16 protein-coding genes are annotated in these 17,001 nt (G+C 42.3%); all 16 read left to right on the forward strand.

Annotated features, from left to right (window positions below; all coding sequences use genetic code 11):
- The first annotated feature begins 180 nt into the window (after window positions 1-180).
- Window positions 181-690: an acetyl-CoA carboxylase biotin carboxyl carrier protein gene (gene accB, locus MKX97_RS08030; RefSeq protein ID WP_009496792.1), complete on the forward strand. Its 510-nt coding sequence runs from the start codon at window positions 181-183 to the stop codon at window positions 688-690.
- A gap of 13 nt (window positions 691-703) precedes the next feature.
- Entirely contained in the window at window positions 704-2,050 is a 1,347-nt protein-coding gene (gene accC / locus MKX97_RS08035) for an acetyl-CoA carboxylase biotin carboxylase subunit (RefSeq protein WP_221835004.1), read from the forward strand.
- A gap of 16 nt (window positions 2,051-2,066) precedes the next feature.
- A complete protein-coding gene (locus tag MKX97_RS08040) occupies window positions 2,067-2,453 on the forward strand; it encodes an Asp23/Gls24 family envelope stress response protein (protein ID WP_009496790.1) in 387 nt (128 codons plus the stop codon).
- A 339-nt stretch (window positions 2,454-2,792) separates the two neighbouring features.
- On the forward strand, window positions 2,793-3,167 hold the full coding sequence (nusB, locus tag MKX97_RS08045) for a transcription antitermination factor NusB (protein ID WP_009496789.1): 375 nt from the start codon (window positions 2,793-2,795) through the stop codon (window positions 3,165-3,167).
- A 90-nt stretch (window positions 3,168-3,257) separates the two neighbouring features.
- On the forward strand, window positions 3,258-4,124 hold the full coding sequence (gene folD / locus MKX97_RS08050; RefSeq protein ID WP_342537394.1) for a bifunctional methylenetetrahydrofolate dehydrogenase/methenyltetrahydrofolate cyclohydrolase FolD: 867 nt from the start codon (window positions 3,258-3,260) through the stop codon (window positions 4,122-4,124).
- Between the two features lie 137 nt (window positions 4,125-4,261).
- On the forward strand, window positions 4,262-5,611 hold the full coding sequence (xseA, locus tag MKX97_RS08055) for an exodeoxyribonuclease VII large subunit (protein ID WP_342537395.1): 1,350 nt from the start codon (window positions 4,262-4,264) through the stop codon (window positions 5,609-5,611).
- A gap of 2 nt (window positions 5,612-5,613) precedes the next feature.
- Window positions 5,614-5,856 carry an exodeoxyribonuclease VII small subunit gene (locus MKX97_RS08060; RefSeq protein WP_009496786.1) on the forward strand — a complete coding sequence of 81 codons (243 nt, stop codon included), beginning with the start codon at window positions 5,614-5,616 and terminating at the stop codon, window positions 5,854-5,856.
- The gene (locus MKX97_RS08065; protein ID WP_009496785.1) at window positions 5,849-6,733 is read left to right on the forward strand and encodes a polyprenyl synthetase family protein; all 885 of its coding nucleotides are present in this window, start codon (window positions 5,849-5,851) and stop codon (window positions 6,731-6,733) included. Before MKX97_RS08060 ends, MKX97_RS08065 begins: the two co-directional genes overlap by 8 nt.
- Before the next feature lie 186 nt (window positions 6,734-6,919).
- Complete coding sequence (gene dxs, locus MKX97_RS08070; protein ID WP_342537396.1) at window positions 6,920-8,818, forward strand: 1-deoxy-D-xylulose-5-phosphate synthase; 1,899 nt, start codon at window positions 6,920-6,922, stop codon at window positions 8,816-8,818.
- Window positions 8,815-9,636 carry a TlyA family RNA methyltransferase gene (locus MKX97_RS08075; protein WP_221835000.1) on the forward strand — a complete coding sequence of 274 codons (822 nt, stop codon included), beginning with the start codon at window positions 8,815-8,817 and terminating at the stop codon, window positions 9,634-9,636. The genes dxs and MKX97_RS08075 overlap by 4 nt, the downstream gene beginning before the upstream one ends.
- A gap of 477 nt (window positions 9,637-10,113) precedes the next feature.
- Entirely contained in the window at window positions 10,114-10,563 is a 450-nt protein-coding gene (gene argR / locus MKX97_RS08080) for a transcriptional regulator ArgR (RefSeq protein ID WP_009496782.1), read from the forward strand.
- Between the two features lie 17 nt (window positions 10,564-10,580).
- Window positions 10,581-12,287, forward strand: a complete 1,707-nt coding sequence (gene recN / locus MKX97_RS08085) for a DNA repair protein RecN (protein WP_040758110.1) — start codon at window positions 10,581-10,583, stop codon at window positions 12,285-12,287.
- A 109-nt stretch (window positions 12,288-12,396) separates the two neighbouring features.
- Entirely contained in the window at window positions 12,397-13,353 is a 957-nt protein-coding gene (locus MKX97_RS08090) for a SpoIVB peptidase S55 domain-containing protein (RefSeq protein ID WP_221834998.1), read from the forward strand.
- A gap of 231 nt (window positions 13,354-13,584) precedes the next feature.
- The gene (gene spo0A / locus MKX97_RS08095; protein WP_221834996.1) at window positions 13,585-14,379 is read left to right on the forward strand and encodes a sporulation transcription factor Spo0A; all 795 of its coding nucleotides are present in this window, start codon (window positions 13,585-13,587) and stop codon (window positions 14,377-14,379) included.
- A 338-nt stretch (window positions 14,380-14,717) separates the two neighbouring features.
- Window positions 14,718-16,280 (forward strand): FapA family protein, encoded by a 1,563-nt coding sequence (locus MKX97_RS08100; protein WP_009496778.1) that lies wholly within the window; start codon window positions 14,718-14,720, stop codon window positions 16,278-16,280.
- Window positions 16,273-16,992 (forward strand): glycerophosphodiester phosphodiesterase family protein, encoded by a 720-nt coding sequence (locus MKX97_RS08105; RefSeq protein WP_342537398.1) that lies wholly within the window; start codon window positions 16,273-16,275, stop codon window positions 16,990-16,992. The genes MKX97_RS08100 and MKX97_RS08105 overlap by 8 nt, the downstream gene beginning before the upstream one ends.
- The last annotated feature ends 9 nt before the right edge of the window (window positions 16,993-17,001 follow it).

The following is a 17,001-nucleotide window of genomic DNA, read 5'->3' on the forward strand; positions in this document are numbered from 1 at the left end:
TTCAAAAACTGAACGCAATAAAGTCACGATGTTATTGATCATTTAGTAAAGTGTATGTTAGAAATAATTGGGACTTTTCTTTGATTAATGAATAAAATACGATTTTACTATTCCAAATTTATAGTAAAACGTCTATCATAGTAGAAGATAGGAAGAATAAAATAGTCAGGAGAATCAGTTATGTTGAAAATTCAAGAAATTCGAGAAATTATCAAACTAATCGATCAATCATCCATCCAAAAGTTCACGTTCGAATCGGACGGTGGAAAAATTAAACTAGAAAAAAGTTCTGGGGAAACGCTTACAGTGGTTTCTGATGCTCCGTTAGCAGCTCCAGCTCCACAGGCAGTACCGCAAGTTGCGGCTCCAGTTGCAGCGCCAGCAGCTCCGGCTCCTGCAGAAACACCAGCACAAGCATCAGCACCTGTTGAAGTAGCAGAAGATGCATCATTGCACAAAATTACTTCGCCAATGGTTGGTACATACTACCAAGCCTCTTCACCTGACGCTGCTCCATATGTTAAAAAAGGCGATAAAGTCACAGCTGAATCCATTGTTTGTATTGTAGAAGCTATGAAACTATTTAATGAAATCGAATCCGAAGTATCCGGGGAAATCGTTGAAGTGTTAGTGCAAGACGGTCAACTTGTAGAATACGGACAACCTTTATTCCTTGTTAAAGAGAATTAAGGGGGACTGACAAATGAAAAAAGTATTAATTGCAAACCGAGGAGAAATCGCAGTACGGATTATCCGTGCTTGTAAAGAACTGGGCATTCAAACAGTGGCAGTTTATTCAGAAGCCGATCAAGAGGCGCTGCATGTCCAACTGGCCGACGAAGCTTACTGCATCGGACCTCGCTTATCAACTGACAGCTACCTGAATTTCTCGAATGTCATCAGTGTAGCGAAAGCAACTGATTGCGACGGGATCCATCCCGGCTATGGGTTTCTCGCGGAAAATGCCAGCTTCGCAGAATTATGTGAAGAAGTGAATATTGAATTCATCGGACCTACATCTGAAGCAATTTCGAAAATGGGTACGAAAGATGTAGCGCGAAACACGATGCAAGAAGCAGGCGTTCCGATTGTTCCTGGTTCTGACGGAATCGTGGATGACGCAGATCACGCTTTAAAAGTTGCAAAAGAAATCGGCTTCCCTGTTATCATTAAAGCTACAGCTGGCGGCGGGGGGAAAGGAATCCGTGTCGCACGCGATGAAGAAGAACTTGTAAAAGGCGTGAACATCACGCAAAAAGAAGCTGCTGCAGCATTCGGTAATCCAGGGGTCTATCTTGAAAAATACATCGAAGTTTTCCGTCATGTAGAAGTACAAGTATTAGCAGATAAATTCGGCAACACGATTCACCTCGGAGAACGTGATTGTTCGATTCAGCGCCGTATGCAAAAGCTAGTCGAAGAAGCGCCATCTCCAGCTTTGACTCCGGAGTTGCGTAAGCAGATGGGGGAAGCTGCTGTCAAAGCTGCTGAAGCCGTCAATTACCGCGGTGCAGGTACAGTAGAATTCATTTTCGACCATATCAATCAAACGTTCTATTTTATGGAAATGAATACGCGCATCCAAGTGGAACATCCTGTTACAGAGATGATTACTGGTGTCGATTTAATCCAACAACAGTTGAAAGTAGCCTCTGGCGAAAAACTATCGATCAAACAGGAAGATATCCAAGTGAACGGCTGGTCGATCGAATGCCGTATAAATGCTGAAAACCCAGAAAAGAATTTCATGCCTTCACCTGGTCAAGTGACTATGTACTTGCCCCCTGGCGGTTTTGGAGTACGTGTGGATTCAGCTGTTTATCCAGGGTATGCGATCCCGCCATTTTATGACTCAATGGTCGCGAAATTGATTGTACATGCCGATACGCGCGAGCAAGCGGTCGCTCGGATGAAACGTGCATTGGATGAATTCGTAGTTGAAGGTGTACATACGACGATTCCATTCCATTCTAAATTAATGGATCATGAAGTATTCCAATCCGGTGACTTTGATACGAAGTTTTTAGAGAAATATGACGTCATGAATTAATTGGAGGAGAAGTGTAATGGCTGATAAAACAAATCCATCGTTTGTCGGAATGACACCGTCTGGAGATGCTGCACTTGGACGTGTCCAACTCGCGCCTGAAGTACTTGAAGTCATCATAGGCATTGCCACGGCGGAAGTCGGTGGTGTTGTTGCCACTCAAGGGAATTTTGCGACAGGAGTTGCGGAAAAACTGGGTAAAGTGATGTATGGTAAGGGTGTGAAGACCGAGTGGGCAGATGAAGGACTGAAGATCGATGTGTATTGCATTATCGAATATGGCCATTCAATTCCTGCAGTTGCGGCAGAAATTCAAAATGAAGTTCGCCAAGCGATCTATCATATGACTTCACTTACTACTCATGAAGTGAATGTTCATATTACGGGCATTCAATTCGATGAATAATCTATAGAAAAGTAAAAGGGGCTATCCTGAAAGAAATATCTTTCAGTGATAGTCTTTTTATGTGATTCAGAAGAGTAGGTAGCGCAACGCACATTTCCTGACGATATCGACTGTCACGAGTTAGTTGTAAAAAAGCATTTCTTGCAGCCGGAAAATAGCCGTCTGCAAGTCAGGTGAACATATCGGGCAGCCTCTTTTTTCCTTGATCTGCATCTATTCAAAGTTCTTTGTCTCTAAATCGCAATGGTTCGCACAAAATCACAGGATTCTACTAGTTCTTTTCGTGGCTTTTGTGCTATCATTAGGTTTTGAAGATGCGCGGCAGAGGAGATAAGAAATATGAAACGACGAGAAGCACGTGAAAAGGCAATTCAAACGCTGTTTCAGCTGGACAATAGTGAAATGAATGTAGACGAAGCCATCGGATATGTAGTCGATGCGCCTCTTAATACGTTTTACGAACAATTGGTTCGAGGCACAGCGGAAAACTTGACGGAAATTGATAACGAAATCACAAATAAATTGGAAAACTGGTCGATTGACAGACTGCCGAAAATAGAACGTACGGTTCTGAGGCTTGCTGTTTACGAGCTCCTGCACAATAAAGAAGTTCCTGACCGAGTGATCCTAAATGAAGCGATTGAATTGTGTAAAACATTTGGAGACGAAAAGTCCGGTCGTTTTGTCAACGGTGTATTATCTAAATTCAACTGATTTCGGCTCACTTCCCATATGAAGTGAAGTATGCACGTTAGAGCTCGATCAACTTTCAATACAAATAACAAAATGTTTGGTGGGAAAATCATGTCTAGTAAAAAAATTGATGGAAAAGCAATTGGACAAGAAATCCGAGAAGAACTGAAAGAACAAGTGGCTTCTTTAGTGAAACAGGGCTATCAACCTGGACTAGCTGTTATTTTAGTTGGAGAAAATCCGGCATCTCAGACGTATGTTAAAAACAAAGAAAAATCCAGTATCGAAGCAGGCATGAAATCTGAGCTGATCAAATTGCCTGATACGGTTTCTGAAGAAGATCTTTTAAAAGAAGTAGAAAAATTGAATCAAGACGATTCGATCGATGGGATTCTTGTACAACTTCCATTACCGAAGCATATCGACGAAAACAAAGTCATTCGCGCCATCAGTCCTGAAAAAGACGTCGATGGTTTCCATCCGATGAACGTCGGCAAAATGCTGATCGGTCAACAAACGTTTCTGCCATGTACACCATATGGCATCATGCAATTGCTCGAACGCTCAGGAGTAGAAATCGCGGGCAAACACGCTGTCATCATCGGAAGAAGTAATATCGTAGGCAAGCCGATGGGACAGCTGCTGTTGCAAAAAGACGCCACTGTCACCTATTGCCACTCACGCACAAATGATCTTAAAAGCTTCACGAAACAAGCGGACATTTTGATCGTTGCCATCGGCATGGCAAAATTTATCACAGGCGATTACATTAAAGAAGGTGCTGTTGTCATCGACGTCGGCATGAACCGCGACGGAAACGGCAAACTTTGCGGAGACGTAGACTACGCATCTGCAGAACAAGTAGCCAGCGCCATCACTCCAGTCCCAGGCGGAGTAGGCCCGATGACCATCACTATGCTATTGAAGAACACAGTAGAAAGTGCAGAAAACAAATTGAATTCCCGGACTAAGAACTAAGAATCATGTAGTTTTATTGTCTTTTCTTAAATCAAAGGTGCATAATCAAAATAAATCAGCACTCATTTCAGTAACTTTAACCGAGAGACGCCAATCCCAGGCGCCTCTCTATACATAAAAGGGCAGGTGACAACAACATGTCCAATCAAACTTTTTTAACCGTTCAAGCGCTAACAAAATACGTCAAACGCAAATTCGACGCAGATCCACATCTGCGAAACGTCTATGTAAAAGGAGAACTCTCCAACGTCAAGCTCCATCCATCTGGGCATATCTATTTTACGTTAAAGGACGACAAAACGAGAATTCAGGCAGCTATGTTCCGCTCGCGTTCCAATACACTCCAATTCAAACCTGAAAACGGCATGAATGTATTGATAACAGGAGATGTCACGGTCTATGAAACTGCCGGGTCCTACCAATTATACGTTCAAACGATGGAGCCAGATGGGATTGGGGCTCTTTATCTAGCCTTTGAACAGTTGAAAAAGAAGCTGCAGCAAGAAGGACTCTTTGAAGCCAGGTTCAAACAACCCATCCCACAAACCCCTCAGACGATCGGGATAGTCACTGCAGAATCCGGGGCGGCTCTGCGAGATATGTACTCTACGATCACCCGCCGCTTCCCGATGGCTAAGATGTACTTGTTTCCTGCATTAGTTCAGGGACGTACTGCAGCGCCATCTATCGTGCAGGCAATCGAACAGGCAAACAGAACAGCGGATATCGATGTATTATTAGTCGGCAGAGGAGGAGGATCCATAGAAGATCTATGGGCCTTTAACGAAGAAGAAGTCGCACGGGCGATCTTCTCCAGCAGAATTCCGATCATCAGTGCGGTAGGACACGAAACAGACACGACAATAGCGGACTATGTCGCAGATCTTCGTGCACCGACGCCGACTGCTGCTGCTGAAATGGCGGTTCCAGATCAATTGCAATTATTTCAGCATCTGAAAAATCAGCAGCGTTCCATGTATCTAGCTGTCCAAACATTACTCAGACAGCAAAACAAGCGTTTAGAAACCGCACGGTCTGCCTATCCTCTACAATATCCTGATCGATTGTATCGGCCATTTATAGAAAAAATGGACAATCTGGAAGAACGACTACGGCGCAGCGGCAACACATTGATCCAGGAAAAGCGTATGGTTTTCGATAATTTATATGCTGGTCTGCAGTACTACACACCTATTCGCCGCATCCAGCTCGAACAACAACAGACAAAACAGTTGGCAATGCGAAAGAATCGTGCCGCCGAGCAGAACGTCAAACATCAGCAACAACGTTTTATCTCGCTCACACGCATGATGCAAGCACTAAATCCACTGCAAGTAATGGAAAGGGGATTTTCGATCGCCTATCAGGAAGATGAAGTCGTCAAATCGATTGAAAACCTTTCTGTTGGTGAGAAAATGACCGTACAAATGTCAGATGGGTCAGTTCAAGCTGTTGTAGAAAACATAATTCCGAAGGAGGTCAAGTAGGGATGGCAGAAGAAAAAGAAATGCAATTTGAACAAGCAATGCATCAATTAGAAGAAATTGTGCAAAAGTTAGAGGCTGGGGAGGCTCCCCTGGAAGATACAATTACATTGTATAAGCAAGGGATGGAGCTCTCTGCCTATTGTCAAAAGAAATTGCAAAACGCAGAGAAACAACTGATTCGAATGATTGATCAAGATGGAAAAGAAGCTCCATTTGATCCGACAGAAGGTGAATCGAATGAATGAGAAATTAAAAACGTTTATGGATGAAAAAATCCCTGAAATCGAAAGAGAATTGACGAATCAATTGGCAAAGTCGGATATTCCCGATATTTTGCATGAATCGATGACGTATTCCATACAAGCAGGCGGTAAAAGAATTCGGCCTTTACTAGTCCTAGCTGTTTTATCAGACTTACATTTGGATTCTGCAGATGCATTAAAAGTTGCTGCTTCTGTTGAATTGATACATACATACTCATTGATACATGATGACCTGCCTTGCATGGATGACGACGATTTCAGAAGAGGGAAGCCGACCAACCATAAGAAATTCGGAGAAGACGTGGCTACATTGGCAGGCGATGCGATGCAAGCTTTGGCATTCCAAGCATTGGCAGACCTGCGGGAAACACCGCCAGCTGCCGCAATTGAATTGGTCGGTTTATTGGCAAAAGCTTCCGGCGCTCAAGGCATGGTAAAGGGGCAAGTTCTGGATATGAAGGGCGAACAGCAAGTATTGCCTTTAGCTGATTTAGAAGAAGTACATCTGCATAAAACAGGTGCATTGTTGGCATATTGCATCGATGCGGGTGCAGTTTTAGCCGAAGCGACGGCTGACCAAAGATTCCAGTTGGCTCGTTTTTCTCGAAATATCGGTCTTGCCTTCCAAATTCAAGACGATATATTAGATGTCACGGCTACAACTGAACAGCTGGGTAAACCTGCAAACAGTGATATGACGAGTGAGAAATCGACCTATCCATCCTTACTTGGAATCGAAGGCGCACAAACTCAGTTAAAAGCACGTCATGAAGAAGCAATCAATGCCTTGCGTTCGATTGATTTGGAGCATTCTATATTGCATTTGTTGGCGGACTATATTATTGAGCGGAATAAGTAGAACGAGACCATTATATTTGTCACCGGCGATCTTACTGTTATAATGTAGAAAACAAACAGTAAACTCAATGTCTGGGTAAAAAAAGTTCCCTTTTGGAAGTCGCACGCAACACGTATAAGACGGTTCATGCGATTGATTGTGCAGGAATAGAAAGAATTACTTACTTGATGAAGGTGTGTGATCACGATGGATCTTACAACGATTACAAATCCATCTTTTATTAAAGAGCTCGATAAAGAACAATTACAGGGATTGGCGGCAGATATCCGCAGTTTCTTAATTGAAAATTTATCGGTGACAGGCGGTCATATCGGACCCAATCTAGGTGTCGTTGAATTGACGATCGCCTTACATCGGATTTTTGACAGTCCGACTGACAAAATTTTATGGGATGTTGGGCACCAATCATATGTCCATAAAATCTTGACAGGTCGTGCCGGAGAATTCGATACTCTTAGAAAATATAAAGGATTGAGCGGTTTCCCGAAAATGTCGGAAAGCATTCATGATGTGTGGGAAACCGGTCACAGTTCAACATCTTTGTCTGCGGCCATGGGAATGGCTGTTGCGAGAGATATTAAACATGAAAAAAGCTATGTAATTCCGGTCATTGGAGACGGAGCGCTTACCGGTGGTATGGCACTGGAAGCATTGAATCATATCGGTCATGAGAAGACGAATATTACCGTGATTTTAAACGACAATGAAATGTCCATTGCTCCGAACGTTGGTGCGTTGCATTCCATTTTGGGTAAGTTACGTACGGCTGGAAAGTACAACAATGTTAAAGACGAGCTGGAATTTATTTTGCGGAAAATTCCTGCGGTTGGTGGAAGAGTTGCAACAGCTGCAGAGCGTGTAAAAGACAGCTTGAAATATTTGGTCGTCAATGGTGTGTTTTTCGAAGAATTAGGGTTCACCTATTTAGGTCCGATTGACGGACATGACTTTACCGAATTAGAACGTTCACTGCAGTATGCAAAGAAAATGGAAGGACCGGTCCTGCTTCATGTGATTACGAAAAAAGGAAAAGGCTACAGTCCGGCTGAGATGGATAAAATCGGTACTTGGCACGGCACGGGTCCTTATAAGATCGAGACGGGTGATTTCGTAAAGTCTCCGGCGAAAGGTCCAGCATGGAGCGCGTTAGTGTCTGAAACCGTTCGTAAGCTTGCGAGAAAAGATCGACGGATTGTTGCAATTACTCCTGCTATGCCTGTAGGTTCAAAACTTGAGTCTTTTGCGGCAGAATTTCCGGATCGCTTTTTTGATGTCGGAATCGCTGAACAGCACGCGACGACAATGGCGGCTGGACTTGCAGCAACAGGAATGAAGCCGTTCTTGGCTATTTATTCTACGTTCCTGCAACGCTCCTATGATCAGATGCTGCATGATATTACAAGACAAAAATTGAATGTCTTCATCGGAATTGACAGAGCCGGTTTAGTCGGTGCAGATGGTGAAACACATCATGGGGTCTTTGATATCGCATTCTTGCGTCATATGCCGAACTTGGTCATTATGATGCCTAAAGACGAAAACGAAGGTCAGCATATGGTGAAGACGGCGATCGAGCATAATGAAGGTCCAATCGCTATGAGATTCCCTCGTGGAAACGGTTATGGCGTTCCAATGGATGAAGAACTCCACACCATTCCAATCGGTACATGGGAAGTGTTGAAAAAAGGTGAAGACGCGACCATTTTAACATTCGGTACGACAATTCCAATGGCGTTTGCAGCAGCAGAGCAAATGAAACAGCAGGGGAAAAATGTATCGATCGTCAATGCGCGCTTCATTAAACCACTTGATACCGATTTATTGGATGAATTATTTAAACAGGGCAAGCCGATCATCACAATTGAGGAAGCAGTGCTTGCGGGCGGCTTTGGCAGCGCGGTCCTTGAATATGCGGAAGAAGTGAATCACACATCTACGATTATTGAGCGAATTGGTATTCCGGATGAATTCATTGAACATGGAAATGTCGATGACTTATTAATGGAGATCCACATGACGCCGGAACATGTCGCCGAAGTCACGATGGAAGCTATTAAAAAGGCTGCAGAAAGAGAAACCGTATGAACCCTTCGATGAAAAAAGAACGTGTAGACATTTTACTGGTGGAACGCGGCTTGATCGCATCTCGTGAACAAGCAAAACGTTCCATCATGGCAGGTCTCGTCTACTCCGATTTGACAAGAATTGAGAAGGCAGGAGAAAAAATTTCTGTCGATGCGCCTTTGACCGTTAAAGGACCTGTTATCAAATATGTAAGTCGGGGCGGCTTGAAATTAGAAAAGGCATTGGAGTCTTTTCCTATTTCTGTGAAAGGAAAAATCGTTTTGGACATCGGCGCTTCCACTGGCGGTTTCACGGATTGTGCCCTACAGAACGGTGCCGCTCATTGCTATGCTTTGGATGTCGGCTATAACCAGCTTGCTTGGAAAATTCGACAAGATGAACGAGTGACTGTTATGGAACGAACGAACTTCCGCCATGCAACAGTTGATTTATTTTGCGAGGGCTTGCCTGAATTAGCTACCATCGACGTATCGTTTATTTCTTTATCTCTGATTTTGCCTGCGCTAAAGAAAATCATTGTGCCGGGCGGTCAAGTTGTTGCTCTCGTGAAGCCACAATTTGAGGCGGGGAAAGAGAAAGTCGGAAAAAAAGGAATCGTACGTGAAACGGCTACACATCTAGAAGTTCTTGAAAAAATTGCGAATATGGCGGTTGCTGAAGGGTTTTCAGTAAAAGGAGCGACGTTTTCTCCTGTTACGGGTGGAGAAGGGAATATAGAGTTCTTGTTTTATTTAGAAGCAGAAGATCCCTCTACGTCACTTTTTACATCAGAAAACTTCCATCAATTAGTCAAAGAGGCACATAACGAATTAACATAACGCGCAGAGAGTTGCGCGTTTTTTACATGCTATGTATAATTTTAAGTTAGGTCAGGTCAGGCATGTTGGTTAACCAATAATTCACATAGTTATTTTTGAAATATGCATAGTAAATGCAGCAAGTGAGTCCTTTTAACAAGTGAGTACAGCATGGGTGTAGCTGTGGGATTTGCGCTCCAGACGGTACGCTTTCCGGAGGGCGTGGCTTGAGCCTCCTCGTCCGCTGCGCTACCTGCGGGGTCTCAAGGCACACGCTAATCCTCCCGGAGTCGACCGTCTTCCGCTCCAATCCCTAAATTGCATAAGCTAGGCAATATTATTTTCATTTGTAATTAGGAGAAACCTGTTCATATACTTGTCGTGCCTTTTCCAAAACAGCACACGAATTAGTTTGCTGAATTCGAAGTGAAGGGCCTTTAAAATAGTTGATCAACATGTTAGAAGTTAGGTATAGAAGAGAATCGGAGTGATTGAAAATTGAACAAAGGACAGCGCCATCTTCGGATCAGAGAGATTATTACGAATAATGAAATCGAGACGCAGGATCAACTGGTAGACAGTCTGAAACATGCAGGAGTAGATGTGACACAAGCGACTGTATCTAGAGATATAAAAGAATTACATCTAATTAAAGTACCTTCGCCTTCAGGCAATTACAAATATAGTCTCCCGCCTATTCATCGGTACAACACAGAAGAAAAGTTAAAACGAATGCTGGAGGATGCATTTGTCGGTATCGACAGCGCAAGTCATTTTATCACGTTGAAAACGCTTCCCGGCAACGCGCAAGCTGTCGGTTCGTTAATTGATAATTTGGATTGGGAAGAAATGCTTGGGACGATTTGCGGCGATGATACATGTCTGATCATTTGCCGGGAAGAATCGATGACCGATTACGTAAAAGATAAATTATTAGCAATGCTATAAGTGAGGTGAATAGTTCTTTGTTAAGCGAACTTTCGATAAAAAACTTTGCCATTATAGAACAACTTGAAATCACATTTGAAGAAGGCTTGACCGTTCTGACAGGTGAAACAGGTGCCGGAAAGTCAATCATTATTGATGCAGTGCAATTATTGGCAGGTGGGAGAGGCTCGCAGGAGTTTATCCGACATGGGACGACAAAAGCTGAACTTCAAGGGATGTTCACAGTTGATGTCAATCGACAGGCTGTGATGGACAGATTAGAAGAATTCGGTATAGAAGCAGAGGAAGGCGTCGTCATTTTGCGCAGAGACCTGAACGTAAATGGAAAGTCAGTTTGTCGTGTCAACGGCAAATTGGTGACCATAGCAATCTTGCGTGAGATTGGTGGTATGCTTATTGATATTCATGGGCAGCACGAGAATCAGGAATTAATGAATGAACGCCGCCATATTCATTTACTTGATTTTTATATTGGAGAACCAATTGAGCGTGCTCTGTCTACATATACCGAGATTTATGATAAATATAAAAAACTTCAACAGCTCATCGCTGCGAAAACACAGGATGAACAGCAAATCGCTCAGAAAATTGATCTTTATTCATTTCAACTGGAAGAGATCGATGCTGCAAATTTGGTTATTGGAGAAGAAGAGGAATTAGAGGCTGAACGCGTGAAATTGCAGCATTTCCATCGACTCTTTGATCGCTTGAATACTTCCTATGAGGCAATTGCCCTGGAATCTCATGGTTTGGATTGGGTTGGTAATGCGATGAGTGATCTGGAAGAAGCAGCATCGATTGACACGGAATTGGTACCGTTGTCGGAGACTGTGAATTCTTCATTTTATTCACTGCAAGATGTTTCGCATGATTTAAAACGGCTGATCGACAGTATGGAATTTCAGCCAGATCGTTTGAATTTTGTCGAAGAGCGTTTAGCGTTATTTCTGACATTAAAAAGAAAATATGGAAAATCGTTAGAAGAAATTTTGTTGTATCGGGATAAAATTGCCGATGCACTTGATCAATTGGTGAATCGTGACGAAAGATTGCATCAAAACCAAGAATTATTAGCACAATACGTAAAAGACTTGGAAATAGAAGCGAATGAATTATCGATTATTCGAAAAAAAGCTGCGCTTCGTCTTGAAAAAGGAATAGAGGAACAACTGAAACAACTTTATATGGAAAAAGCAACATTCAAAGTGCAAATTCAACAGAAAGAGCCGAAACAATTTGATGCGAACGGTTTTGATGAAGTGGTTTTCATGATCTCCACCAATTTAGGAGAACCGTTAAAACCACTTGTAAGAGTAGCTTCAGGCGGCGAATTATCACGAATGATGCTGGCGTTGAAAACCATATTTTCTCAGCATCAAGGCGTGACGTCCATTATATTTGATGAAGTCGATACGGGTGTAAGCGGAAGAGTAGCACAATCCATCGCAGAAAAAATTGCAATGATTGCCAGTCACTCCCAAGTCCTTTGTATTTCGCATTTACCGCAAGTTGCCGCGATGGCAGATCATCATTATTTAATTAAAAAAGATATCCATGACGGCCGAACAACAACAGCGATTCATGATGTCATGAAGACAGAGCGGACAGAAGAATTATCTCGAATGTTGTCGGGTGCTGAAATCACACCTTTGACACTTCAACATGCAGATGAATTATTGACGTTGGCCAGCCAAAGGAAACAAGCTTTTCGTAAAGATATTTAGTTAAATTATTCCCTAACCAATTCAATTTACACGCATTGTTTATTTTACCCTTTCATACTTTCCGGGCGATCGGACATACCAAAGGTATCTTTCGTTGAGGAGGTGAATCATGGGATGGAATAAATCAATTAAGACTTTTTTGGCCACACTTCTGATGCTCTACATGCTGCCTGTAATTGCCAATGCCGAAGAGGAATTCCTTATTCCGATGGGGGATTCAATCGGAATCGAGATGGATTTAAGTGGGATTTACGTAACAAGCGACATTTTGATTGGTCAGGAACAATGGCTGAAAAAAGGGGATATCATTCAAGAATTGAATGGAGAAGAAATAAAGCAACTCGTCCATTTTGAACGGTCGGTGCAAAAGCATGATGCTGCTACGATGAAGATAAGCATTATGCGTAATGGAGAAAAGCAAACACTCCAGGCAGATTTGCAGCTCATTAAGCGCGTCACGCCTTTTTTGAAAGACCGGACTGAGGGGACAGGTACCCTGACGTATGTGGATCCGAAAACCGACACATACGGAGCGCTAGGCCATCAAATTATCGACAGTACGCTCGAATCGCCTCCTGCTTTTGAAAAAGGCGCGATCTATTTATCGGAAATTAATCAAATCAAGAAAAGTTCGCCGGGTTCCCCAGGTTATAAAATCTCTTCGATTGTAGATCCAAATAATTTGCTTGGGAATATTCGGATCAATAATGTCTATGGGATTTTTGGCAGTTGGAAAAATGCTTACAGTAAAGTGTTGGCAGAACCACTTGAAATTATGCAGCCTCTTGACCTAACGGTAGGTCCTGCAGAAATTTATACGACTGTACAAGGGTCGACCGTAGAAAAATTCACTATCCAAATCACGAAGATAGAAGAAGAACAATTCCAAATCCTGATGACAGACCAAAAGTTGTTGAAAAAGACTGGCGGCATATTACAAGGCATGAGCGGAAGTCCTGTGATCCAGAATGGAAAATTTGTCGGTGCAATCACTCATATGTTTGTCGATGAGCCGGAAAAAGGGGCCGGTTTGTTTCTTAAAACGATGAGAACGAACGAAAAGTGACAAAACTGCCTATGCAAAGTTTTTGCATAGGCAGTTTTCCATCCTATGTGCTGCCTGTTGAAAATAAAAAAGAAAAACGTCGAAATACATAGAAACCATCGTACAGAAGTATCAATTTGAACGAAATTAAAAGTTAAAGTAGAAATTGCCAGAAATTTCACTTACGATGATAAGAGGGATTCAACGAATGCTAGCATTTTTGCTCAGATATTATTTCAGGGGGAATGGATAATGGATAACGTTAAAATTGCGATTGTGGATGATAATAAAGAGTTGGTCAAAACGATGGTGTCTTATTTTGAAAAACATCCGGAGATCGATGTGATTTGGACAGCGAATAATGGACAAATATGCTTATCGATGTTGGAGCAAGAACGCCCGGACATTTTATTATTAGATATTATCATGCCTCACTTAGATGGTATTGGAGTATTGGAAACCATACATGAAACCGGCGGCATGGGGAATATGCAGATTATGATGCTGACTGCTTTTGGTCAGGAGAATGTCATGACGCAAGCAGCTGGATTAGGTGTATCCTACTTCATGCTAAAACCTTTTGAATTTGATAGATTGATTGGACAAATCTTGAAAATTGCTGGAAAACCAAAAACGACTACACCATCATACGTTGTTCAGGAATCAACACAGCCGACAGGAGCAGTCACTCAAAAAGTATTGGACACTGCCATTACATCCATGATTAAAGAAATTGGCGTACCTGCGCATATTAAAGGCTATGCATTTTTACGTGAAGCCATTCAGATGGTATATACCGACGTAGAGCTTTTAGGTTCTGTCACTAAAATCTTATATCCGGATATTGCAAAAAAATACAATACTACCCCTTCTCGAGTGGAACGAGCAATTCGACATGCAATTGAAGTGGCTTGGAATAGAGGGAATTACGATTTAATTTCCAAAACTTTCGGTTACACAGTGCATCATCTAAAAAGTAAACCTACCAACAGTGAATTCATTGCAATGATTGCTGACAAAATCCGTCTGGAGCATATGGTGAGCTAAAACATTGAAATGATAGCGCTTTAATTGGTTGGTAAACTGAAATATTCACAGTAGTATACTGCACTTCAATAGTGAAGCCATAGTCTTATACTTAAAAAGCTGATGAATAGTTACATTCATTGGTTTTTTATGTTCAATGTGAGAAAGAGCAATAAAGACAAAAAGACTCTTCTATTGATAAGACGGGCCATGGGTGAATCGTCAGGTTGAAAATATTTTATTAGAATAAAGATTATGTGAGTGAGTGGAAATGCTTATTTGCAAATAGTTCAAGCAGAAAGACCTTTCCCCCGGTCTGTTAATCTTCTATACTAAGGGAGAGTAGGGGAGGGATTTTGTTGTTAGTAGAAAATGAACATTTTATCCTTTTTGAAGAAAATAATAAAGTCATCATGAGAACAAAAAAAGAAGGCTTTCCTATCAAGTCCTTAGATACAGTAACATCTGGTTTCCCGAGATTGAAATTGCACTCATTCAAAGAATTAATGAAAGCGCTACAAAATGAAGGAGATCATGAAATAGGGCTTTATGCCGCTCCTTGTGAGTTGTATATTTCTCCTAGTAAAATGAAAGTCGAACTGCATATTTATGCGACAAAAGAAGAATTTGCAGAAGGTAAAGAGCATTTCTTGCTTCAGGCAGAGGAACTATTAAAGCAAAATGGAGTGGTATATCAATCTGAACAACTCCGTACAATCCCTTTTGTTCCCGGCAATCCAATGACGGCTGCTGTCGGTCAAGAACCTGTAAAAGGGCAAGATGCCGTTGTCCGCTATATCGAAATGCCGGATCGCAAGCCAATTATCCGGGATGATGGCTCGGCTGATCATTATGAATTAAACTTTGTTACCTCCATTGCGAAGGGTGATTGGATAGGAGAGAAAGAACTTGCACAAGAAGGCATCCCTGGATTTAATGTATTCGGAGAAGTGATTGCCGCTAAAAAAGGCGAAGATGTGAAGTTGTTCTATGATCGCAAGTCCGTCGGCGAGTTTGAAGAGGACGGGAAAGTGATTCTTCGTGCTCTGCACGGCGGGGCATTGGAACAGACGAACGGCGTAATCGGGGTAGGCAAGCAGCTGGTTATACCGGACGATGTCGGGACAAAGACAGGATCCATTACATTTGATGGTTCTGTCCAAATCTATGGAACTGTTTTGGCGGGTTTTTCCGTGAATGCGACCGGTGATATTTCAATCGAGGGCAAAGAGGGGATCACAAACGCTAAAGAAATCCGTTCAGAAGATGGGGATGTCTATATTAAAGGCGGTGTGTTTGGAGCAGGAGAAACGGTTATCGAAGCGAAAAATAACGTATACGTCAAACATGCAAACAACTGCAAAATTTATGGCAAGCAAGTGAATATCGGATTGTATTCATTAGGCTCTGAAATATACGCCGATCACATCAGCATCGACCCTCATAAAGGAAAAGTGATTGGGGGTATTACGGAAGCACTATTTTCGATTGAATGTGCGTTTGCAGGGAATACACACGAACGATTGACAAAACTCACTGTAAAAGGTGTCAATAAAGAGATGGAACTTGAAGAGATTCAGAGATTGGCCGAGCAATTGAAGAACGAACATGAAGATTTAAAGAAAATAGAGCTTACTTTGAAGAAGATGGAAGGAACCAGGGCAAGTTTGACTGGTGAACAACTCAACATGTTGGAGAAGATGAAAACGACCATGCAAGCAAAACAACAACAGATCATGGATCTAGATCAAATGATCAAAACAAAATTGCAGCTCGTACAAACAGCAAGCTCTCCAAAGATCAACATAACGAAAGAAGCTTATCCTGGAGTGAACATCCAAATTGGAAAGATTTCTACGATGTTGAATCGTGTCACAAAAGGGGTTTTTGAACTAACTAGCGAAGGAGTATTGAATGTCTAAAAGTCAGGTGTTTGCACATCGAGGTGCATCTGGGAGTCATTTCGAGAATACGATGAGTGCTTTTCAGGCAACAGCAAAAAAGGGAGCAGACGGCATTGAATTGGATGTTCAGCAAACAAAGGATGGACAATTGGTCGTCATTCATGATGATAATCTGCTGCGCCTGGCAGGGATTGATCAGCAGGTTGATAACTTAACCGCAGAAGAGCTGGGGCAGATCAGGATAGGGAAAGGTGGAAGTAGATTTCTTTTCGGGCATCCTATCCCGATTTTATTTGACGTAATTTCTTTTTGTCAGCAAAACGGCTTATCGTTAAATATCGAGCTGAAGGAAACTGTCTATGGGCAGCCAGCTGTCATCGAACGAATTTTGCATTATATCGAGGGAGTACCAGATGTTCATATATCCTCTTTTGACTATCCAACGCTGCAGCTGGTCAGACAACAAGACCCTTCTGTGGAAACGGCCCTGCTTTTGAAGAAAGCAACAGTGGATTGGGATTGCTTACCTGCATATGATGTGGATGCTTTCCATTTCCATAAGCGTTTATGGAAAGAACCTTATCTGACGCCTTTGTTGGAAAGTCAGAAGACGCTGCGAATGTATGGCGTGACGGGCAAGGAGTCGTTCTTAAGTCAGTCGCCCCAAATAGAGGGATGGATCACTGATTACCCTGCGCGTGTTCAGAGAAAAATAAAAGGATCAAGGTAGTTGAAATAC

Source organism: Sporosarcina sp. FSL K6-3508 (genome assembly GCF_038615825.1).
GTDB lineage: Bacteria > Bacillota > Bacilli > Bacillales_A > Planococcaceae > Sporosarcina > Sporosarcina newyorkensis.